Source organism: Variovorax sp. GW531-E2 (assembly GCF_059423125.1).
The window spans coordinates 1-19318 of record NZ_JBWKXQ010000078.1 but is presented as its reverse complement, the minus strand read 5'-3'; the positions used below and the strand labels follow the sequence as shown (position 1 = coordinate 19318).

The following is a 19318-nucleotide window of genomic DNA, read 5'->3' as shown; positions in this document are numbered from 1 at the left end:
AGGAGCGCCCATGGGCAACAGACTTTCCCAGATCGCCACCCGCACCGGCGACGACGGCACCACCGGCCTGGGCGACAACACCCGCGTGCCCAAGGACCACCTGCGCGTGCACGCGATGGGCGACGTGGACGAACTCAACTCGCACATCGGCGTGCTGCTGTGCGAACCGCTGCCAGAGCCCGTGCGCGAGCTGCTGGTCGATGTGCAGCATCAGCTGTTCAACCTCGGCGGCGAACTCTCGATGCCCGGTTTCACGCTGCTCAAGCCCGAAGCGCTGCTGCAGATCGACAACGCACTGGCCGACCACAACGCCGCCTTGCCGCGCCTGGCCGAATTCATCCTGCCCGCCGGCACGCGCGCCGCCTCGCTCGCACACGTGTGCCGCACCGTGGCGCGGCGTGCCGAGCGCGCCGTGGTGTCGCTGGGTGCCACCACCGAACTCAACGACGCGCCGCGCCAGTACCTCAACCGGCTCAGCGACCTGCTCTTCGTGCTCGCGCGCGTGCTCAACCGCATGAACGGCGGCGACGACGTGTACTGGAAGAGCGAGCGCATGGCCCGCGCGGCCGCCGCCGAATCCGAAGACCACTCCCAGGGGACGACGCCATGAAGAAGCTTCACATCACCACCGCATCGCTCGCCGCCATCGCTGCCGCGCTCTGGCTGCCCGTCACTGCGCAGGCGCAGAGCGCCGACAACCCGCCCCAGGCCGAACGCGCCCACACGATCAAGTCGCCCTCGCGCAGCGGCAAGGTGGTGGGCAGCGTGCAGCGCGGCACCAACGCCGCCGGCCGCGGCGTCAACCGCGCCGATGCGGCCACGCGGCGCGGTGTGAGCAACGTGTCGGAAAAAGCCAGCCGGCCCGTGCGCAACGTGGGCGAGTCCTTCGGACGCAAGCTGGCACCGGGCTCGAGTGGGCGCGCGGCGCCACCGCCTGTGGGGCCGCAGGGCAACGCGCCCTGAGTCTTTGCTGTTGTTCGTTCAGGGCGACGCTCCCGCCGACGCGGTACCTTGCTCCGCGAATGTCCCCCGGCCTGCGGCCTCCTCCTTGATTTCGCTGCGCAAGGCACCGCATCGGCGTGAGCGTTGGGCAGCGCGGTCGTTGATCGGCCGCACACCCGCGCTGCTTCCCGTGCGCAGGACACTGGGTGCTTCCCGCAGCGAAATCAAGGAGGAGGGCGAAGCCCGGGGGACATTCGCGGAGGGAAGTACCCAGTGGCCTGCGCACACGCCCCGAATCCCATCTCACAGAAGCCCACAGACATGGCAAGAAACATAGAGATCAAGGCCCGCATCGACAGCGTGGACCGCATCGCAGAAATCGCCGCAACGCTCGCCGACCAGGGCCCCGTCGAGATCGCGCAAGACGACACCTTCTTCCGCTGCGAGCACAGCGCCGACCGCCTCAAGCTGCGCACCTTCGCGCCCAACCGCGGCGAACTCATCTTCTACCGCCGCGCCGACAGCACCGGCCCGAAGGAATCGTTCTACCTGATCACGCCCACCGCCACGCCCGACGCGCTGCGCGAATCACTCACGCTCGCCTGGGGCCAGGCCGGCCGCGTGCGCAAGCAGCGCCGCCTGTTCCTCGTGGGCCGCACGCGCGTGCACCTCGACCGCGTCGAAGGGCTCGGTGAATTCCTCGAGCTCGAAGTGGTGCTGCAAGACGGCGAGCTTGCGGAGGCCGGCGTGGCCGAAGCCCATGCGCTCATGGCCCGGCTCGGCGTCGCTGAAGACCAGCTGGTGCAGGGCGCCTACGTCGACCTGTTGCGCGCGCAGGCCGCCTGAGCCATCGGGCAGCCTGCCGGCACGCGCGCCAGCAGGTCTTGCCGCAGCGCGTTCAGCTCGGCGATCTTCTGGTCGATGACCGCGACCTTGTCGGCCAGCAGCGCCGCAATGGCATCGTCGGGTGCGGCCGACTCCCACACCGCGGGCAGGTTGTCGCCGATCTCGTGGAGGCTGAAGCCGAGCTTCTGCGCGGTGCGGATGTAGCCCACCATCTGCACGGTTTCCTTCGCATAGACCCGGTAGCCGTTGCTGCCACGTTGCGCGCGGATCAGGCCGCGCTCTTCGTAGAAGCGCAGCGTGTCGCGGCTCAAGCCCGTCGCCGAAGCCAGCTGGCCGATCTGCATGGTCGTGGTTCCTTCGCCGAAGAATGTGCTTGACCCTGGAGCGTACCCGAGGCTTTAGCTTCCGGGGCTTCTTCACTCCTGCAGGGCTCTTCTTCATGATCGCGCTTCCCACCTACCAACGCATCGTCCGCGCCAGCGCCTGGTACGACCTCGTCGTGACCATCGGCTTCGCCACCCCGTGGACCTTCGCCGCCGTGCACACCCTGCTGCTGTGGACCATCCAGACGCTGGAGCTGCCGGGCAGCTTCCCGGCCTTCGACCCCGTGCACATGCTGATGGCCAACCTGCTCGGTTCGGTGGTCACCGTCTGGGCCGTGCTGCGCATCCGCGATCCGCGCCTGCGCTATGGCCGCTACGACGCCGTGGCGCGCTTTCTGTTCGCGATCTGGCAGGTCTACGCCGTGACGCAGGGCGCCAGCCTGATCATCCTCGGCTTCACCGCGATGGAGCTGCTGTTCGGCGTGCTCGAGAGCCTGCCGGTGCGCAGTGCCACAGCAGGCGCACCGATGCGCTCCAACAGCGCAACAAACCTCAGCGCCAGCCCGCAGCCTTGAGCTGCTCGGCCAATTGCTCCGCCACCTTGGCGTAGCCCTTCGCGTTCGCATGGATGCGGTCCGAGCGCAGGGCCGCGTCTGACAGCACGCCCGAATACACACCGGCGACCAGCAACGCCTGCCCCGACTTCGCGACCTCTTCGTAGAACGGCGCATCGCTGAGCGAGCCGACCACCGCGCGCATCGCATCGGGCGCCGGCGTGGCGAGCACCGCCACATGCGACGTGTGCGCGCGCGCCTGCTCGATCAACGCCGCGAGGTTCTCGCGCGTGCTGGCGGGCGACACGCCGCGCAGCATGTCATTGCCGCCGATGCCGATCAGGATCGCGTCGTAGCTGCCGGCGGACAGCAGCGCCGGCAGGCGTTCCAGCGCACCCGCCGAGGTGTCGCCGTTGACGCCCGCGTTCTCGACCTGCCAGCCCGTGAGCTCGCCCAGCTTCGCGGGCCATGCCGTCTCGGGCGACGCACCGTAGCCGAAGGTCAGGCTGTCGCCCAGCGCCAGCACGCGGGCATCGGGCTTCAACGCGTTGGCTGAGGCCTTTCGTTTGCCGCACGCGGTGAGCAGCAGGGCGGTGGCCGGCACGCCGGCGAGCATCTGGAGGAGGTGGCGTCGCTTCATGTGGCGCGCAGCTTAAACGAGGCCGCGCGGCCGTTGGCGCTTGCCCCTTCGCTTGCTCGGAAAGCGCATAAGCCTCTCCGTTTTCGTTCCTTCCCGGCGCCGGGACAGCGGCGAAGAATCGCGGCCCTGCACATCCTTTCACTGCCACCGAGGTCCGACGCCATGCTGCCGCCGCTGTTCACCCGCCATCGTTTCCTGCGCCATGCGGTCGCACTGTCCGCCGCCTTGCTGGCCGCGCCGCTCGCGGCCTGGGCCGCACCCGCCAGTGGCGAGCCCGTGTGGTTCGGCGTGAGCGGCCCGCTCACCGGACAGAACGCGCAGTACGGCGCGCAGTGGAAGGCCGGCTTCGACCTCGCGCTGGAGCACATCAATGCGCAGGGCGGCATCCACGGCCGGCCGCTGGCCTACAACTTCGAGGACAGCCAGAGCGATCCGCGCCAGTCCGTCGCCATTGCGCAGAAGCTCGTGAACGACAAGCGCGTGCTCATCGAACTCGGCGACTTCTCCAGCCCCGCCTCGATGGCCGCCTCGCCCATCTACCAGCGTGCGGGCCTGGTGCAACTGGGCTTCACCAACTCGCACCCCGACTTCACCAAGGGCGGCGACTACATCTGGAGCCCCTCGATCAGCCAGGCCGATGCGCAGCCGCTGCTGGCCGACCTGGCCGTGAAGACGCTCGGCTTCAAGCGCATCGCCGTGCTGTTCCTGAACACCGACTGGGGCCGCACCAGCAAGGACGTGCTCGTGAAGGCCGCGCAGGAGCGCGGCGCGCAGCTCGCCATTGCCGAGGGCTACCAGCCTGACGAGAAGGACTTCCGCTCGACCCTGGTGCGCGTGCGCGACGCCAACCCCGACGGTGTGGTGCTCATCTCGTACTACCCCGACGGCGCGCTCATCGCGGGCCAGGTGCGCAGCGTGGGCCTGAAGCAGCCGATCGCCGCCGTGGGCTCGGTCTATTCGCCCAAGTTCATCGAACTCGGCGGCGCGGCCGTGAACGGCATCCACACCAACACTGCCTTCTTCCCCGAGGAGCCGCGCACCGAAGTGCAGGCCTTCGTGAAGAGCTTCCGCGCCAAGTACAGCAAGGAGCCCGACGCCTTCAACGCCTATGCCTACGACGCGGTGGTGTACGCCGCCGCCGCGCTGCGCGAAGCCGGCCCCAAGGCCGACCGCAAGGCCGTGCGCGATGCGTTCTACAAGATCAAGGACGTGCCCAGCGTCATCTTCGGCAAGGCCACCTTCGATGCGCAGACGCGCCGCGTGATCGGCGTGAAGAGCGTCAACCTGGTGGTGAAGGACGGCAAGTGGGCGCAGATCGACGAGAAGGCGGCGGCGCTGGCATCGGCCAAGTAGATGAGCTTCACCTCCTTCTTCGACCACACGGTCAACGGCCTGATCATCGGCAACATCTATGCGTTGCTGGCGGTCGGGCTCGCGCTGATCTTCGGCGTCTCGCACCTCATCAACTTCGCGCACGGCTCGGTCTACACCGTGGGCGCGTACATCGGCTGGGCCAGCATCACCTACCTGCACACGCCGCTGCCCATCACGATCGCGCTGGTGGTGATCGGCTCGGGCGCACTCGGCATGCTGATCGAGCGCGTGGGGCTGCGGCCGCTGCAGGGCGCCGCGCGCATCGCACCGCTGCTGGCCACCATCGGCATCAGCTTCGTGCTCGACATCCTCGTGCAGCTGGTGTTCAGTCCCGACCCGCGCGCGCTGCCCACGCAGCTGCCCGACTGGCGCCTGCAGATCGGCACCGGCACCATCGGCGCGCTCGACCTCTTGATCGCGGGCATCGGCATCGCGAGCGCGGCCGTGCTGTTCGGCTTCCTGCGTTTCACGAAGCTGGGCTGGGCCGTGCGCGCCACCGCGCAGGACCGCGACGCCGCGCAGCAGATGGGCGTGGACGTGAACCGCGTGAACCAGACCGTGTTCGCCGGTGCCGCCGCATTGGGCGGGCTTTCGGGCCTGCTGGTGGGCATGTACTACAACAACATCAGCCCGGCGATGAGCTTCCAGGCCACGCTCAAGGGCGTGGTGGCCACCGTGGTCGGGGGCGTGGGCAACGTGCCGGGCGCCATCGTCGGCAGCCTGCTGCTGGGGCTCATCGAAAGCTACGGCGTGGCGATCCTCGGCACGCCGTACCGCAACCTGTTTGCCTTCGCGTTGCTGCTGGTCATCCTGGTGTGGAAGCCCAATGGCTTGTTCGGCCGCAAGCGTGTGCTGCCGCCCGAGCCGCTCACCGGCACCTTCATCGCACCGAGCAAGCCGTGGCGCGTGCCGCCGCGCGTGTTGCTCGCGCTGTTCGCCGCGGCCGTGCTGTTGCCGCTGTTCGATCCCTCGCCCTATGTGCTGCAGACGCTCACCAACGCGTGGCTCTACGGCGCGCTCGCGTTGAGCCTCACCCTGGTGGCCGGCACCATCGGCCAGATCTCGCTGGGCCACGCGGGGCTGCTGGCCATCGGCGCGTACGCCTCCTCGCTGCTGGTGCTCGACCTGCACTTGCCCGTGGGCACGGGCATCGTGGCCGCGGGCGTGCTCACCTCGCTGATCGGCACGGCGTTGATCTTCCCGGCCTTCCGGCTGCGCGGGCACTACGTGTCGATCGCCACGCTGGGCATCGGCGAGATCGTGGCGCTCACCATCCTCAACTGGGAAAGCCTCACGCGCGGGCCCATCGGCGTGTCGGGCATTCCGCCGCTGTCGCTGTTCGGGCGCGATGCGTCGTCGAACGAGGCGATCTACTGGGCCTCGTTCGGTGCGCTGGTGCTGCTGGCCCTGCTGCAGTGGCGCCTCTTGCGCTCGCACCTGGGCCGCACCTTCCGCGCGGTGCGCGAAGACGAGGTGGCCGCGCGTGCCTACGGCGTGAGCCCCGACCGCTACAAGGCGCTGGCTTTCGGCTTCGGCGGCTTCGCGGCGGGCGTGAGCGGCGCCTTCACCGCGCACATGTACTCGTACATCAACCACGAGACCTTCGGCTCGCAGATCTCGATCCTCGCGCTCACGATGGTGATCCTCGGCGGGCTCGGGAACATCAGCGGCGCACTGCTGGGTGCGGTCGCGCTCGTGAGCCTGCCCGAGCTGTTCCGCGTGACAGCCGAGTACCGCATGTTGATCTACGGCGTGGCACTGCTTCTGTTGATCCGCTTCCGTCCCCAAGGCCTGCTCGGCACCGTCTGAAAGAACCCCATCTCATGAGCCACCTCAACGACTACCTCGCCGAGAAACGCGCCGCCGTGCTGGCGCGCAACGCCGCCGTCGCGGCCGGCACCGCACAGCCCTCGCAGCTGAAGGCCAGCGTGCGCGCCGAAGGCCGCAGCGGCGTGCGCCGCCTGCGCATCCGCGAGCACCAGGTCATCAGCGACAGCCCGCCCGATTTCGCGGGCTACAACCTCGGCCCGAGTTCGCCCGAGCTGCAGCTGGGCGTGCTCGGCACCTGCGTGACGCACATCTTCCTGATCCAGGCGGCCGAACGGCAGGTGCCGCTCGAGAGCCTCGAGGTCGAGGTGACCGGCGTCATCGACCCGCGCGGCGGCAAGCCGGGCCACGAGCAGACACCGATCTGGCCGCACGAGATCGGCTACATCGTGCACATCGATTCGCCCGCCAGCCGCGATGAGATCGACGCGCTGTTCGAAGCGGTGGAGCGCAACTGCCCCATCCTCAACCTGCTGCGCAACCCGCAGGCCATTCGCGCCGAGGTGAAGCTCGTGAACTCGAAGGCGAAGGTCGCCGATGCCGTCGCTGCTTGAGGTCCGCGGTCTCGTGCGCCGCTTCGGCGGGCTCACGGCCGTCAACGCCGTCGACCTGCAGGTGGGCGAGGGCGAACTGCTGAGCGTGATCGGCCCGAACGGCGCGGGCAAGACCACGCTGTTCAACCTCGTCACCGGCCTCGACAAGCCCGATGCCGGGCAGGTGCGCTTCGACGGCCACGACATCACCGGCTTGCCCGCGCAAGAGCTCGCACAGCGCGGCCTGGCGCGTACCTTCCAGCACGGGCGCGTGTTCGCGAACCTCTCGGTGCTCGACAACGTGCTGGTCGGCGCACACACGCGGCTGCGCGCCGTGAAACCACGTGTCGGCGGTGTGCCGGGCCTCGGGGCGCTGGCCGAGCTGGCGCTCGCGCTGGTGCAACCGAGTGCTGTGCGGCGCGAGGAAGCAGCGCTGCGCGACGAGGCGCGCGAGATCATCGCGCTCTTCGGCGAACGCCTCACGCCGCGCACCGACCATCCGGCCTACAGCCTCTCGTACGCCAACCGCCGCCGCGTGGAGATTGCGCGCGCGCTCGCGCTGCGACCGCGCCTGCTGCTGCTCGACGAGCCCACGGCCGGCATGAACGAGAGCGAGACGGCCGAGATGCTGGAGATCATTCGCGGCCTCAAGGCGCGCGGCCAGACCATCCTGCTGATCGAGCACAAGCTCGACCTCGTGATGCAGCTGTCCGACCGCGTGGCCGTGCTCGACGACGGCCGCAAGATCGCCGAAGGCCTGCCCGACGACGTGCGCAACGACCCCGCGGTGATCGAGGCCTACCTAGGGCATCGCCATGTCGGCGAAGCGCAGGAAGAAGCGGTGCCCGCATGATCGCTACCGTTGCCCGCACCGGCCTGTCGCCTTCCTCCCTCTGGGGAGAGGGGAGAAACGACGATCTGCCTGAACGCGCCGTCACGCAGGCGCCGGCGAGTGCTGTTGCGCCCCTGCTGCAGCTCCAGAAGGTCAACAGCTTCTACGGCCCTGTGCAGGCGCACTTCGATCTCGACATCGAGGTGCGCAAGGGCCAGATCGTCAGCCTGCTCGGCGGCAACGCCAGCGGCAAGTCGACCACGATGAAGATCGTGCTCGGCCTGCTCAAGCCGCGCTCGGGCGAGGTCCGCTTCAACGGCGAATCGACACTCGGCCTGAGCACGCCGCAGATCATCCGCAAGGGCATCGGCTCGGTGCCCGAGGCACGCCGCTTGTTCCCCGCGATGACCGTGCGCGAGAACCTGCTCATGGGCGCCTATGCGCGCCGCGACCGTGCGGGCGTGGCCGACGACCTGGAACGCATGCTCGAGCTGTTCCCGCGCGTGGCGCAACGCCTGGGCTTCCTGGCCGGCACGCTCTCGGGCGGCGAGCAGCAGATGGTGGCCATGGCGCGCGCGCTCATGGGCCGGCCGCAGCTGCTGTGCATGGACGAGCCCACCATGGGCCTGTCGCCGCTGTACGTCGACAAGGTGCTCGAGCTCATCGCGCGCATCAACGCGCAGGGCGTTTCGGTCTTCATGGTCGAGCAGAACGCCAGCCTCGCGCTGCAGATCGCGCACCACGGCTACGTGCTGCAGACGGGCCGCATCGTGCTCTCGGGCCCGGCGCGCGCACTGCTGGCCGACGCACGCATCCGCGATGCCTACCTGGGCGGCGAGGGCGCCGCCCGCACCGCCTCCTGACCACGACGACCCCTTTGCCGCGAGGAAGACCTTCACCATGCCCCTGACCCTCGACCACGTCGTGATCGCCGTGCACGACCTCGAACGCGCCATTGCCGACTACGCCGCGCTCGGCTTCCACGTGCTGCGCGGCGGCGACCATCCGGGCCGCAGCACGCACAACGCGCTCGTCGTGTTCAGCGACGGCAGCTACTTCGAACTCATCGCGTGGCGCGAACCGGCGCCCGCCGAGCGCTGGTGGCAGCTGCTGCAGCGGCACGGCGAAGGCATCGTCGACTTCGCCCTGCTGCCGCGCGACACCGCCGTCACCGTGGCCGACGCGAAGGCGCGCGGCCTCGTGCTCGAAGGCCCGCTCGACGGTGGGCGCGTGCGCCCCGACGGCGAACACCTGCGCTGGCAGACCGCGCGCGCCCCGTCGGCCGACCTGCCGTTCCTGTGCGGCGACCTCACGCGGCGCGCCCTGCGCGTGCCCGAAGGCGCCGCGCGTGTGCACCCCAACGGCGTGCTCGGCGTGGCCAGCCTGGCCATTGCCGTGCGCGACCTCGACGCCACGCTGGCGCGCTACCGCGCCTTGCTGGGCACCGTGTCCCACGACACGAGCACGCACATCGGCGAACCCGTGGCGGTGCCTGCCAGCCAAGTGCGCGTGGCGGTGATCGCCCTGGGCAGCAGCGTGCTCGTGCTGTCGTCGCCACGCGACCGCGCCCCGGCGGCGGAGCTGGGCGGCGACGCGCTCGCGCAGCGCCTCGCCGTGCGCGGCGAGGGCCCTTATGCGCTGGTGCTGCACACCGACCGGCCGCAATCGACCGGCACCTTCGACCTCGCACGCGCGCACGGTGCGTGGATCGAACTCGACCTGCCGCCGGTGGACGCGCTGGAGGCGCAGGGCCGCGTGCGTGCCGACGCGGCGAACAGCACGGTGGGCGGGTAGGGCGCAGCCCTAGCGGCCGCCCAGGTGCGCCTTGCGCAGCGCGGCGCGCATCTTCTTCTGCAGCGCCGGCCCGCCCTTTTCCAGCGCGGCCGCGGGCGCGCCGCTCTCGGGCGTCACCGGCCGGTGCTTGCGCCCCCAGATGCCGAGCTGCGTGATCACCGGCAGCAGGTCGATGCCCACCGGCGTGAGGCTGTAGAGCGCCTTCTGCTTGTGCGTGGGGTCGTCGGTCTTGCTGAGCACGCCGTGTTCGACCAGCGTGTTCAGCCGCTCGGTGAGGATGTTCGAGGAGATGCCTTCCTCGGACTGCAGGAACTCGCGGAAGTGCCGCTTGTCCGCAAACATCAGGTCGCGAACGATCAGCAGGCTCCAGCGGTCGCCGACGACTTCGAGCGCGAGGTTGATCGGGCACAGGGACTTCTGCTGGATGGCCATCGGGATTCCGCCGGTTCGAGAAACTGCTTGCATTTTCGCATCGGTTTGAGAATACTGAAACTGCTTGCATTTCGAGATCGGTTTGCGCAAGCGACCTGAAGGAGACGCCGATGCGAAAGCTCATCGTGCAAATGCAGATGTCGGTCGACGGGTTCGTGTCGCCGGCCAACGGCGACCTCGACTGGCAGCTGTGGGGCTGGGGCGACCGGTGGCGGTGGGACGCGGCGCTCAGGCGCGACTTCAACGTCGTGTTCGCGGGCGTCGACACGATCCTGCTGAGCCGCAAGATCATCGAGGAGGGCTACCTCGACCACTGGGGCCGCGCCGCGACGCGCTTTCCGGCGAACCCCGACTACGCCTTTGCCCAGCGGATCGTCGAGGCACGCAAGGTGGTGCTCACGAACAAGCTGCAGGCCTCGCGCTGGGAGCGCACCGACATCGCACGCGGCGCCATGGCCGACGAAGTGAATGCGCTCAAGCGCCAGCCGGGCCAGGACATCCTCACCATCGGCGGTGTCGGCTTCGCGTCGTCGCTCACGTCGGCAGGGCTGGTCGACGAGTTCCAGTTCTTCGTGAACCCCACGGCCGTCGGCGCGGGCCGCTCGGTGTTCCACGACACGCGCCATGGCCATGCGCTGCGCCTGCTCGGATCGCGGACCTACGACTGCGGCATGGTGGTGAACCGCTACGCGCCCGCGTGAAGTACGTCACGCGCGTGCAGGACAACACGCCGCGGAGATACCTGCGCTTACCGGATTTCATCTGACGGTGACCTGACGCACCCGAAGCAGACACACGCGCTGCACAGAATGGAGGCGTCATCACAGACACACCAAAGGAGTTCCAGATGATCTTCCGTACCAAGCGCCTGACCACTGCCGCCGTTGCGGCGCTCGCAATGTCCCTGGCGGCAGGCAGCGCGCTGGCGCAAGATCGCCGGGGCGACGACCACCGCCCGGGCGGCGGCCGCTACGAGCAGCGCGATGACCACCGTCCTGGCGGCGGTCGTTATGACCAGCGCGACGACCATCGCGGGCATCGCGGCCCTCACGCCGGCTACCGCGGCGACCAGGACTTCCGCGACGGTCGCCAGTTCGACCGCCGGGGCTTCCCGCAGCCGCACAGCGAGTGGCGCCGAGGCGGCCGCGTGCCGACCGAGTACCGGGGCCGCAACTACGTGGTGAACGACTGGCGCGCCTACCGCCTGCAGCAGCCGCCGCGCGGCTACCAGTGGGTGGGCGTGGGTGGCGACTACGTGCTCGCGGCCATTGCCACCGGCCTCATCGCGCAGATCATCGCGGGTCAGTAAGCCTTCGCACTGCGCTCGCACCGCGCACATGCAAAAACCGCCACAGGAGACTGTGGCGGTTTTTCTTTGGGGGACTGGGGGAGAGGTTTGTCAGGCCACCGCGGTGGCGGCCGATTGGGCGCACACGTTGCGCCCGGTGATGGTGAGGCGCAAACCGCCGCCATGCCATTCGAGCCAGTTGAGATCGACGTAGGCGTCGATGTCGCGATCGTCGATGCGATCGGCCTGGCGGCTTTGCAGCAGCTCGACCGTGGCGGGCAGGGCACGTTTCAGGCGTTCGCGCTTCTCCGCTGCATCGGCCGCCTTTTGGGCGGCCCGGGTGGCCTGTAGTTGCTGCTGCTGCTGCGAAGTCGATGCCATTGCTGATCCGTTCCGGAAGCCAAGGAATTAACCCGAATGTACGCCGCTTGTGTGAAGCTGCGCGCATTCTTTTCAACCCTGGAGCCGGAAGTGTCGATTTCGTTGCGCTTGAGCTAAATCTCGTAGTGAGACACCTTGACCTCGTCGCCCAAGGCCTTCTCGACAATCGCGCGCGTCAAGGTCGGCGCAAACGACTCGATGAACGCATAGACATATTTGCGCAGGTAGGTGCCGCGCCGCACCGCCAGCTTGGTGAGGTTGATGCCGAACAGCCGCCCCGCATCGAGCGCGCGCAGCTGGGTGTCGCGCTCGGCCTCGTAGGCCACGCCGGCGACGATGCCCACGCCCAGGCCCAGCTGCACATAGGTCTTGATGACGTCGGCGTCCATCGCGGCCAGCACGATGTTGGGCTGAAGGCCGCGCTGCTCGAAGGCCTCGTCGATGCGCGAACGGCCCGTGAAGCCGGTGTCGTAGGTGATCAGCGGATGCTGCGTGAGCGCCTCCAGCGTGAGCGGCGCGTCGAGCAGCGGATGCCCCGGCGGCACGATCACCGAGTGCGTCCAGCGGTAGCAGGGCAGGGCGACCAGCTGCGGGTAATCGCCCAGCGCCTCGGTGGCGATGCCCACGTCCGCCTCGCCGTCGAGCAGCATCTGCGCGATCTGCTTGGGCGAGCCCTGGTGCAGGTGCAGTTTCACGTTCGGGAACTGCGCGCGGAATTCCTGCACCGCCACCGGCATCGCATAGCGCGCCTGCGAGTGCGTGGCCGCCACCGAGAGCAGGCCGCTTTGCTGCGCCACGAACTCCTGGCCTGCGTGCTTGAGGTTGCTGCTTTCCATCAGCATGCGCTCGATGATCGGCAGCACGTGGCCGCCGGGCTCGGTGAGGCCCGTGAGCCGCTTGCCGGCGCGCACGAAGAGCTCGATGCCGAGCTCTTCCTCGAGTTCGCGGATCTGCCGGCTCACGCCGGGCTGCGAGGTGTGAAGGGTGTGGGCGACCTCGGTCAGGTTGAAGCCGCAACGAACGGCCTCGCGTACCGAGCGCAGTTGTTGAAAGTTCATCGGGCGCGCAGGAGGTGAAAAGAGGTCCGGACCCCGGGTCGGGGCCGACCGGCGATTCTCGGCAGAAGGGCTTATGCAGGGAACGATGCGTTTGTTGGTTCCACATGAGCAAAACATCTATGAGGCCCTTCTGCGTGGGGAGGTTGATATTTCGCACGACTGTGCTAAAGTTCGCCGCATGGACGCCAAGACCCAGAAAAGCGAACTCACCCGCGCCGCCATCGTCGGCGCGGCGATGCATCTCGCGCTGGCCGAGGGGCTGGAAGCCATTTCGCTGCAGGCCGTGGCGAGCCGGCTCGGGCTGTCCAAGAGCGGCGTGTTCTCGCGCGTGGGGTCGCGCGAGGCGCTGCAGAAGGCCGTCATCGAGGAGTACGGCCGCGGCTTCCTGGCCGAGGTGTTCGTGCCCGCCATGCAGAAGCCCAAGGGCCTGCCCCGCCTGAACGACATCGTCGCGCGCTGGATCGCCCGCACGCGCGACGTCGAAGCGCAGAACGGTTGTCTCTACGTGGCCGGCGCCTTCGAGTTCGACGACCGCGAAGGCGAGCTGCGCGACCTGCTCTTCGACGAGATCACGCGCTGGCGTGCCGCGTTGCGCCGCACGGTGCTGCAGGCGGTCGAGACCGGCGAGCTCCAGGCCGACACCGATCCGGCCCAGCTCGTGAGCGAGATCAACGGGATCATGATGAACCAGCTGCACGACGCGCGCTTCCTGCGCGACGCGCATGCGGCCGAGCGCGCGGGCCAGACCTGGCAGCGCCTTCTTTCCAGCTACCGCGCCTGAGGCGCACCCGCAGACGACGGCCACCGCCTCTTCGTTTGCCTTAATTTCGCACCACCGTGCGATAAAAAAGGAGAAGCACCATGCTGATCATTGCCCTCTTTCTCGCCGCTTACGCGGTCCTCCTCGGTGTGCGCGGCGTGCAGGACACGCTGCGCAGCCTGCCGCGCAGCAACCAGGACTGGGTCTGGTACTGAGCCCCTGAACGAAAGCCTTCCCCATGACCACCACCACCCACACCACCGCCCCCGTGGGCTACTACAGCGCCAGCCCGCTGATGCGCGCGATGCGCTTCGGCCTCGGCGCCTCGCAGCGCCTGTGGCCCGCGCTCGGCGTGCGCGCGGCCTACCGTGTGTTCGGCACGCCGCTGCCGCCCAAATGGCTGTACCGCGGCCAGCAGCCCGGTGCCGACTGGCGTCGCGAGGCCTGGGCGTTCGAGGACGCGAACCTCGGCATCTACCACCTGGCCGCGCAGGACTCGGGTGCCGAGTCGGCGCCGGTCGTGCTGCTGGTGCACGGCTGGGGCGGCCATGCGGGCCAGATGCTGCCGCTGGCGCAGGCCGTGGCTGCGCAAGGCCTGCGGCCCGTGCTGCTGGAGATGCCGGCGCACGGCCGCAGCGCGGGCACGGCCAGCAACCTGCCGCAGTTCGCGCGCGCCATCGACTACGTGGCGGCGCGGCTGGGTGCCGACGGGCACGTGCTGCGCGCGGCGGTCGCGCATTCGCTGGGGGCCAATGCACTGGCCTATGCGGCGGGGCGCGGGCTGCCGGCGCAGCGGCTGGTGCTGCTGGCGCCGCCGGCCTCGCCGCGCGAGTACACGCGCTACTTCGCGCAGGTGTTCGGCCTCAGCGAGCGCACGCGGGCTGGCATGCAGCGCCTGATCGAGGCGCGCGAGGGCATCCTGATGCAGCAGCTCGAGCCCGCCGCCGTGGGCCCGCGCATCGCGCAGCCGACGCTCATCGTGCATGACCGCGACGACCGCGTGAACCGCTTCGCCGACGCCGAGGCCTTTCGCGATGCGATCGCCGGTGCGCGGCTCTTTCCCACGCAGGGCTGGGGCCATCGCCGCATCCTGAAAGAGCAGGCCGTGCTCACGCAGGTCACGCAGTTCCTGGCGTAGCGGCCGGCGGTCACGTGCGCGTGAAACGGCACCCCTAAACTGGGCGCCACCCATGGCCTTCGCCATGGACGACACACGCACCGACCACACATGGGCAATCGTTCCTGGCTCTATCTCGAACACAGTCTTCCCGACACCGAAGACGCATCGGCCGACGAAATCGCCGAAGCCAACAACAACTTCCCCGTGCTCTGGCAGCTCCTGCTGGCCGATGGCGCGGCCGGCGACGCCATCGACCACCAGCGCGTCTTCGGCGATGCCGGCACCGACAACCTCGCCAGTGACGCGCATGCCGCGCTCGCGCGCATCCGGCAGCTGCACGCCTTTGTCGAGCGGCATCCGATGCTGCACACGCTGCCGCAGATCGCGCTGCAGTTCGAGGCCGTGGCGCTGCACCTGGCCGAGCTGATCGACGACACGCCGGACGGCAGCGCGCCGCGCCTTTCGGCGAACCTCGACGAGCTGTCCTGGCTGGGCGGAGACACGGAAGGCGAAGGCTTCATCGAACGCAACCGCCGCGAGTGCAATGAACTGTGGGCCGAGGTGCAGCGCTGCATCGACAGCGGCAACCACCCGGGCGTGGACGCGGCACTCGGCATCAAGCGCTTCGCCGACTGGGAGGCCTGGGCCTGGCAGTTCGGCTTCGGCAGCCTGTCGCATCCGTACTTCGACGGCTACGAGGCGCCGCGCGACGAGCGCTTTGCCGACTTCGAGCCCGAGGAAGAAGACGAAGACGACGGCGAACGCCCCGACTACGACAACCACCTGGGCGAGGACCTCTGGCGCTTCGAGGTCGACGGCCGCTGGGGCGTGATGCGCCTGGTGTACGACGACGAGGGCGCCAGCCATCGCACCACCGTGGTCGAGCCCGCGTGGGACGACATCCGCTACGCTGGTGGGAGCGACCCACGCCTGCTCTGGGTCTCGCAAGGTGAGCAATCCGGCCTGCTGCTCGCCGACGCCGAAGCGCCGCGCGTGCTGCTCGAACCGCAGCTCGACGAGGTCTGGGCCTTCGAGGACGACATCGCCACGGCGCTGGTCGGCGACCACGTCGGCCTGCTGCGCACCGACGGCAGCTGGCTGCTCCCGCCCTCGGTCGACGAGGTCTGGAGCTTTGTCGAAGGCCGGGTGCGCGCCCGCGTGGGCGAGCGCATCGGGTATGTCGACCTGCAGGGCCAATGGACGATTTCGCCCCGGTTCGAAGAAGCCGAAGACTTCACGCCTTTCGGCCTCGCCCCGGCGCGCGGCGACGAGGGCGGCTGGGGGTTGGTGCGCGCGGACGGCGAATGGGCCGTGCCGCCGGATTTCGAAAACCTGCAGTGGCGCCACGACTGGGAGGGCTTCGACGCCAAGCGCGGCGGCAAGAGCGGGCTGCTCGATGCGCAAGGCCGCGTCGCGATCGAGCCGGTGTACGAACAGGTCGACCTGCTCGAGGAATACCCGATCGAGATCCTGACGACCGAAGACAACGATCCGTCGAACGAGCGCGGCACGCCGGCCCGGCCGAAGCGCTTCGCCGTGGAACGCGCCGACGGCCTGTGCGGCCTCGTCGATGGGCAGGGCCGCGTGCTCGTGCCCTTCGACTACGGCCGCTTCGAGACCCTGGAGCCGCTGACCGGCGAGGAGCGCGGGCACGCCATGGTCCGGCGCGACCTGGTGCGCGTGGCGTCCAAGGGCGGGCGCACGGCGAAGAACGCGCCGTGGCTGCGTGGCATCTACGACGTGGCCGCCGGCCGCGAGCTGGTGCCGTGCCGGCACCGCACGCTCCAGCCGCTGGCCTGGGGCACGCAGGACTTCGGCTGGCTGGTCGCCGATCCGGTGCCGCGCGCCGCGAAGGTCGAGAAGGGGCAACTTGCCGTGGGCGTGCTGCGCGCCGATGGCGCCGTGCTGCACCCGCAGGCCTATCCGTGGATTTCCACCGCGGTGTCGGTCGCCGACGGCTGGATGTCCACGGTGGTCCGCTCGGACCTGTGCAAGCGCTGGAGTGCGGGCGAGCCGGTGCAGGCCGCGCGCAACGACACCGGCCTGTACGTCTGGCTGCATGCCGACGGCCGCGAGCAGGCGCACACCGAGCACATGGCCGCGCGCCATGCCGCAGGCGACCTGCGGGCCGCCTACGAGCTGGCCTGCCACCTGCGCGACGGCGAGGGCGTCGAGGCCGACCCGCGCGAAGCCCTGCGCTGGATGGCGCGCGCCGCCGGTGTGCGCGAACCCGGCGACGCCCCCGCAACCGCGTCACCCGAGGGCCTGCCCGTGGCGATGTGCGAGCTCTCGAAGATGCTGCGCTGGGACACGGCGGGCCTCGGCGCCGAACCCGCCCTGGCGCGTGCGTGGCTGCTGCACGCCATCGCCCATGGCGGCGAGGACGACGCCGCCACGCACGCCCATCTCGGCTACATGCTGACGGAAGGCGAGGGGGGCGACCGCGACCTGGAAGGCGGCATGCGGCACTACGAACGGGCCGCCGGGCAGAACAACACGATGGCGCTCTACAACCTCGGCCTGGCGTACAAGCTCGGCGAACCCGGGGAGCCCGACCTGGCCCGCGCAATCGGCTACTTCCGCCGCGGCCACGAAGCCGGCGACGTCAGCGCCACGATGCAGCTCAGTCGCACGCTGTGCCTGCACGCAGGGGCGTTGGCCGAACAGGGCCAGGGAGAAACGGAAGTGAAGGCCCTGTACGCCGAAGCCCTCTACGCGCTGCAGAAGGTGGCGGAAGACGGCACCCAGCGCCAGCAGGGCTGGGCCTGCTATGAGCTGGGCTGGATGCGCATGCAGGGTCAGGGCGCGCCGGAAGACGCGGCAGCTGCCGAGCGCTGGCTGCTCACCGGTGCCGCGCTCGATGACTGCGAAGAGAACCTGGAGAGCCAGCGCGCCTGCGTGGAATCCCTGGCGGAGCAGTTCTACGGCGACCGCGAAAGTCCGCTCTTCGACGAGGACAAGGCCCGCGCGTGGGCGCAGCGGCTGGAGGCGCTGCCCGCTGCGGCCCCGGATCAACCGGCGTGAGCCGGTTGATCGGGGTTGCGGCGCTCAGCGCGCCGGAACCGGATCGGGCAGTTCGATCTTGATGTCCAGCACTTCGAGGTTGTCCTGGGTTTCCAGGTGCACCTTGATGTCGTCGGCGTTGATCGACACGTACTTGGAAATCACCGCCACCAGCTCGCGCTGGAGCTCGGGCAGGTAATCGGGGCGCTTCTTGCCGCTGAGGCTGGAGCGCTCGTGAGCGAGGATGATCTGCAGGCGCTCCTTGGCGACGCTCGCAGTCTTCTTCTTCTCACCAAGCAGGAACGAAAGAAACGACATGCCTACTTGCTCCCGAAAATCCGTTTGAAGAAGCCGGGCTTCTCGGCTTCGACGAAGCGCATCGGCTTGTCTTCGCCAAGGAAGCGCGCGACCACGTCGCTGTACGCCTGGGCCACGTCGGTGTCCTTGTCGTGGATGGCGGGCACGCCCTGGTTGGAGGCGTGCAGCACGCTTTCCGACTCGGGGATCACGCCGATCAGCTTGATGCGCAGGATGTCCTGGATGTCTTCCAGCGAAAGCATCTGGCCGCCGGCCACCCGGTTCGGGTTGTAGCGCGTGATCAGCAGGTGTTCCTTGATCGGCTCGCCGCCGTCCTTGGCGCGCTTGGTCTTGCTGCTGAGCATGCCCAGGATGCGGTCCGAGTCGCGCACCGAAGAGACTTCGGGGTTGGTGACGATCAGCGCCTCGTCGGCGAAGTGCATCGCCATCATGGCGCCGGTCTCGATGCCCGCGGGGGAGTCGCAGACGATGTAGTCGAAGTCCATGGCGGCCAGGTCGGTCAGCACCTTCTCCACGCCGTCCTGCGACAGGGCTTCCTTGTCGCGCGTCTGCGAGGCGGCCAGCACGAACAGGTTGTCGCACTGCTTGTCCTTGATGAGCGCCTGGCTCAGGTTGGCCTCGCCCTGGATCACGTTGATCAGGTCATACACCACGCGGCGTTCGCAGCCCATGATCAGGTCGAGATTGCGCAGGCCCACGTCGAAGTCGATCACGGCCGTCTTCTTGCCGGCGAGCGCAAGGCCCGACGCGAAGCTGGCGCTCGTGGTCGTCTTGCCGACGCCGCCCTTGCCCGAGGTCACCACCACAATTTTGGCCATCGCCATTCCTTCTTGTTTCGATTCAGTTGTCGATTGATGCTCAGCGCTGCCGCGTTCCTGGTTTTTCATCAGGGAATCGCGTCGATCGCTATTTTTTTGCCGTCCAGGCGCACCTGGGCGGGCTTGCCCAGCACGGGCTCGGGCAGCGGCACTTCGTTCGTGCGGTAGATGCCCGCAATGGCCACCAGCTGGGCTTCCATGCAGGTCGAGAAGATCCGCGCCTCGGTGTTCCCGCGCGCGCCGGCAATGGCCTTGCCGCGCAGCGGCGCGTACACATGCACGTTGCCGTCGGCGATGACTTCGGCGCCGAAGCTCACGATGGCCGTCACCACCACGTCGCCGCCGCGCGCGTAGATCTGCTGGCCCGAGCGCAGCGGCTTGTCGATCAGCAGCGTGCCGTTGGCCGGCACCGGCAGCTCGCGCACGATCTGCGGGGCTTCCGACGGCGCGGGCGCCTCGGCGGGCGGGGCCGGCG

Annotated in this window: 23 protein-coding genes; 15 read left to right on the top strand and 8 right to left on the bottom strand. The window is 69.0% G+C overall.

The features are described from left to right. Nucleotides 1-10 precede the first annotated feature (10 nt). From AC07XP_RS29245 to AC07XP_RS29235, 3 genes are all read left to right on the top strand, one after another. Entirely contained in the window at nt 11-610 is a 600-nt protein-coding gene (locus AC07XP_RS29245) for a cob(I)yrinic acid a,c-diamide adenosyltransferase (RefSeq protein ID WP_062473752.1), read from the top strand. Further along, nucleotides 607-963: a hypothetical protein gene (locus tag AC07XP_RS29240; protein ID WP_307582518.1), complete on the top strand. Its 357-nt coding sequence runs from the start codon at nt 607-609 to the stop codon at nt 961-963. The genes AC07XP_RS29245 and AC07XP_RS29240 overlap by 4 nt, the downstream gene beginning before the upstream one ends. Nucleotides 964-1263: 300 nt before the next feature. After that, nucleotides 1264-1788 (top strand): class IV adenylate cyclase, encoded by a 525-nt coding sequence (locus tag AC07XP_RS29235; protein ID WP_495266635.1) that lies wholly within the window; start codon nt 1264-1266, stop codon nt 1786-1788. Here AC07XP_RS29235 and AC07XP_RS29230 read toward each other — a convergent pair. Next, the gene (locus AC07XP_RS29230; protein ID WP_095743046.1) at nt 1755-2132 is read right to left on the bottom strand and encodes a MerR family transcriptional regulator; all 378 of its coding nucleotides are present in this window, start codon (nt 2130-2132) and stop codon (nt 1755-1757) included. The two genes, AC07XP_RS29235 and AC07XP_RS29230, sit on opposite strands and share 34 nt — an antisense overlap. A 95-nt stretch (nt 2133-2227) precedes the next feature. On the opposite strand from AC07XP_RS29230, the gene AC07XP_RS29225 reads away from it, so the two are divergent. Further along, the gene (locus tag AC07XP_RS29225; protein WP_495266634.1) at nt 2228-2686 is read left to right on the top strand and encodes a hypothetical protein; all 459 of its coding nucleotides are present in this window, start codon (nt 2228-2230) and stop codon (nt 2684-2686) included. Here the strand turns inward: AC07XP_RS29225 and AC07XP_RS29220 are convergent. Beyond that, nucleotides 2664-3305, bottom strand: coding sequence for a GDSL-type esterase/lipase family protein (locus tag AC07XP_RS29220; protein WP_495266633.1), 642 nt, complete (start codon nt 3303-3305; stop codon nt 2664-2666). The genes AC07XP_RS29225 and AC07XP_RS29220 overlap by 23 nt on opposite strands. 162 nt (nt 3306-3467) lie before the next feature. Between AC07XP_RS29220 and AC07XP_RS29215 the strand changes: the two genes are divergently transcribed. Genes AC07XP_RS29215 through AC07XP_RS29190 form a run of 6 tightly spaced genes read left to right on the top strand, consistent with a single transcriptional unit; the run spans nt 3468 to nt 9665 of the window. Further along, nucleotides 3468-4658 carry an ABC transporter substrate-binding protein gene (locus AC07XP_RS29215; protein ID WP_492743000.1) on the top strand — a complete coding sequence of 397 codons (1191 nt, stop codon included), beginning with the start codon at nt 3468-3470 and terminating at the stop codon, nt 4656-4658. Continuing rightward, complete coding sequence (locus AC07XP_RS29210; RefSeq protein ID WP_495266632.1) at nt 4659-6488, top strand: ABC transporter permease; 1830 nt, start codon at nt 4659-4661, stop codon at nt 6486-6488. It abuts the gene before it with no gap. A gap of 14 nt (nt 6489-6502) precedes the next feature. Next, nucleotides 6503-7060: an OsmC family protein gene (locus AC07XP_RS29205; RefSeq protein WP_495266631.1), complete on the top strand. Its 558-nt coding sequence runs from the start codon at nt 6503-6505 to the stop codon at nt 7058-7060. Beyond that, on the top strand, nt 7044-7892 hold the full coding sequence (locus AC07XP_RS29200) for an ABC transporter ATP-binding protein (protein WP_495266630.1): 849 nt from the start codon (nt 7044-7046) through the stop codon (nt 7890-7892). Before AC07XP_RS29205 ends, AC07XP_RS29200 begins: the two co-directional genes overlap by 17 nt. Beyond that, entirely contained in the window at nt 7889-8734 is an 846-nt protein-coding gene (locus AC07XP_RS29195) for an ABC transporter ATP-binding protein (RefSeq protein ID WP_369630785.1), read from the top strand. The genes AC07XP_RS29200 and AC07XP_RS29195 overlap by 4 nt, the downstream gene beginning before the upstream one ends. 37 nt (nt 8735-8771) lie before the next feature. After that, nucleotides 8772-9665 (top strand): VOC family protein, encoded by an 894-nt coding sequence (locus tag AC07XP_RS29190; protein WP_495266629.1) that lies wholly within the window; start codon nt 8772-8774, stop codon nt 9663-9665. Between the two features lie 9 nt (nt 9666-9674). Here AC07XP_RS29190 and AC07XP_RS29185 read toward each other — a convergent pair whose 3' ends face one another. Further along, the gene (locus AC07XP_RS29185) at nt 9675-10097 is read right to left on the bottom strand and encodes a winged helix-turn-helix transcriptional regulator (RefSeq protein WP_495266628.1); all 423 of its coding nucleotides are present in this window, start codon (nt 10095-10097) and stop codon (nt 9675-9677) included. Between the two features lie 110 nt (nt 10098-10207). Between AC07XP_RS29185 and AC07XP_RS29180 the strand changes: the two genes are divergently transcribed. Together AC07XP_RS29180 and AC07XP_RS29175 are read left to right on the top strand one after the other, a co-directional pair. Then, complete coding sequence (locus tag AC07XP_RS29180) at nt 10208-10798, top strand: dihydrofolate reductase family protein (RefSeq protein ID WP_495266627.1); 591 nt, start codon at nt 10208-10210, stop codon at nt 10796-10798. 146 nt (nt 10799-10944) lie between these two features. After that, entirely contained in the window at nt 10945-11406 is a 462-nt protein-coding gene (locus tag AC07XP_RS29175; protein WP_159279047.1) for an RcnB family protein, read from the top strand. A 90-nt stretch (nt 11407-11496) separates the two neighbouring features. Here the strand turns inward: AC07XP_RS29175 and AC07XP_RS29170 are convergent, their stop codons facing one another. Further along, nucleotides 11497-11766 (bottom strand): hypothetical protein, encoded by a 270-nt coding sequence (locus AC07XP_RS29170; protein ID WP_070061423.1) that lies wholly within the window; start codon nt 11764-11766, stop codon nt 11497-11499. Nucleotides 11767-11879: 113 nt separating this feature from the next. Further along, nucleotides 11880-12824: a CysB family HTH-type transcriptional regulator gene (locus AC07XP_RS29165; protein ID WP_062473726.1), complete on the bottom strand. Its 945-nt coding sequence runs from the start codon at nt 12822-12824 to the stop codon at nt 11880-11882. Between the two features lie 178 nt (nt 12825-13002). On the opposite strand from AC07XP_RS29165, the gene AC07XP_RS29160 reads away from it, so the two are divergent. The 3 genes from AC07XP_RS29160 (at nt 13003) to AC07XP_RS29150 (ending at nt 17728) form a co-directional block, all read left to right on the top strand. After that, the gene (locus AC07XP_RS29160) at nt 13003-13605 is read left to right on the top strand and encodes a TetR/AcrR family transcriptional regulator (RefSeq protein ID WP_495266626.1); all 603 of its coding nucleotides are present in this window, start codon (nt 13003-13005) and stop codon (nt 13603-13605) included. 217 nt (nt 13606-13822) lie between these two features. Continuing rightward, nucleotides 13823-14722, top strand: coding sequence for an alpha/beta fold hydrolase (locus AC07XP_RS29155; protein WP_495266625.1), 900 nt, complete (start codon nt 13823-13825; stop codon nt 14720-14722). Between the two features lie 90 nt (nt 14723-14812). Next, nucleotides 14813-17728, top strand: coding sequence for an SEL1-like repeat protein (locus tag AC07XP_RS29150; protein ID WP_495266624.1), 2916 nt, complete (start codon nt 14813-14815; stop codon nt 17726-17728). A 24-nt stretch (nt 17729-17752) separates the two neighbouring features. Here AC07XP_RS29150 and minE read toward each other — a convergent pair whose 3' ends face one another. From minE to minC, 3 genes are all read right to left on the bottom strand, one after another. Next, nucleotides 17753-18025: a cell division topological specificity factor MinE gene (gene minE, locus AC07XP_RS29145; protein ID WP_056574726.1), complete on the bottom strand. Its 273-nt coding sequence runs from the start codon at nt 18023-18025 to the stop codon at nt 17753-17755. A 2-nt stretch (nt 18026-18027) separates the two neighbouring features. Next, entirely contained in the window at nt 18028-18843 is an 816-nt protein-coding gene (minD, locus tag AC07XP_RS29140) for a septum site-determining protein MinD (RefSeq protein ID WP_062481817.1), read from the bottom strand. A 68-nt stretch (nt 18844-18911) separates the two neighbouring features. Beyond that, a partial coding sequence (minC, locus tag AC07XP_RS29135) for a septum site-determining protein MinC (RefSeq protein ID WP_495266623.1) occupies nt 18912-19318 on the bottom strand: 407 nt, incomplete at its 5' end.

Coding starts and splice junctions, on each gene's coding strand:
- AC07XP_RS29245 (WP_062473752.1), top strand. CDS start 11: ATGGGCAACAGACTTTCCCAGATCGCCACCCGCACCGGCGACGACGGC.
- AC07XP_RS29240 (WP_307582518.1), top strand. CDS start 607: ATGAAGAAGCTTCACATCACCACCGCATCGCTCGCCGCCATCGCTGCC.
- AC07XP_RS29235 (WP_495266635.1), top strand. CDS start 1,264: ATGGCAAGAAACATAGAGATCAAGGCCCGCATCGACAGCGTGGACCGC.
- AC07XP_RS29230 (WP_095743046.1), bottom strand. CDS start 2,132: ATGCAGATCGGCCAGCTGGCTTCGGCGACGGGCTTGAGCCGCGACACG.
- AC07XP_RS29225 (WP_495266634.1), top strand. CDS start 2,228: ATGATCGCGCTTCCCACCTACCAACGCATCGTCCGCGCCAGCGCCTGG.
- AC07XP_RS29220 (WP_495266633.1), bottom strand. CDS start 3,305: ATGAAGCGACGCCACCTCCTCCAGATGCTCGCCGGCGTGCCGGCCACC.
- AC07XP_RS29215 (WP_492743000.1), top strand. CDS start 3,468: ATGCTGCCGCCGCTGTTCACCCGCCATCGTTTCCTGCGCCATGCGGTC.
- AC07XP_RS29210 (WP_495266632.1), top strand. CDS start 4,659: ATGAGCTTCACCTCCTTCTTCGACCACACGGTCAACGGCCTGATCATC.
- AC07XP_RS29205 (WP_495266631.1), top strand. CDS start 6,503: ATGAGCCACCTCAACGACTACCTCGCCGAGAAACGCGCCGCCGTGCTG.
- AC07XP_RS29200 (WP_495266630.1), top strand. CDS start 7,044: ATGCCGTCGCTGCTTGAGGTCCGCGGTCTCGTGCGCCGCTTCGGCGGG.
- AC07XP_RS29195 (WP_369630785.1), top strand. CDS start 7,889: ATGATCGCTACCGTTGCCCGCACCGGCCTGTCGCCTTCCTCCCTCTGG.
- AC07XP_RS29190 (WP_495266629.1), top strand. CDS start 8,772: ATGCCCCTGACCCTCGACCACGTCGTGATCGCCGTGCACGACCTCGAA.
- AC07XP_RS29185 (WP_495266628.1), bottom strand. CDS start 10,097: ATGGCCATCCAGCAGAAGTCCCTGTGCCCGATCAACCTCGCGCTCGAA.
- AC07XP_RS29180 (WP_495266627.1), top strand. CDS start 10,208: ATGCGAAAGCTCATCGTGCAAATGCAGATGTCGGTCGACGGGTTCGTG.
- AC07XP_RS29175 (WP_159279047.1), top strand. CDS start 10,945: ATGATCTTCCGTACCAAGCGCCTGACCACTGCCGCCGTTGCGGCGCTC.
- AC07XP_RS29170 (WP_070061423.1), bottom strand. CDS start 11,766: ATGGCATCGACTTCGCAGCAGCAGCAGCAACTACAGGCCACCCGGGCC.
- AC07XP_RS29165 (WP_062473726.1), bottom strand. CDS start 12,824: ATGAACTTTCAACAACTGCGCTCGGTACGCGAGGCCGTTCGTTGCGGC.
- AC07XP_RS29160 (WP_495266626.1), top strand. CDS start 13,003: ATGGACGCCAAGACCCAGAAAAGCGAACTCACCCGCGCCGCCATCGTC.
- AC07XP_RS29155 (WP_495266625.1), top strand. CDS start 13,823: ATGACCACCACCACCCACACCACCGCCCCCGTGGGCTACTACAGCGCC.
- AC07XP_RS29150 (WP_495266624.1), top strand. CDS start 14,813: ATGGGCAATCGTTCCTGGCTCTATCTCGAACACAGTCTTCCCGACACC.
- minE (WP_056574726.1), bottom strand. CDS start 18,025: ATGTCGTTTCTTTCGTTCCTGCTTGGTGAGAAGAAGAAGACTGCGAGC.
- minD (WP_062481817.1), bottom strand. CDS start 18,843: ATGGCCAAAATTGTGGTGGTGACCTCGGGCAAGGGCGGCGTCGGCAAG.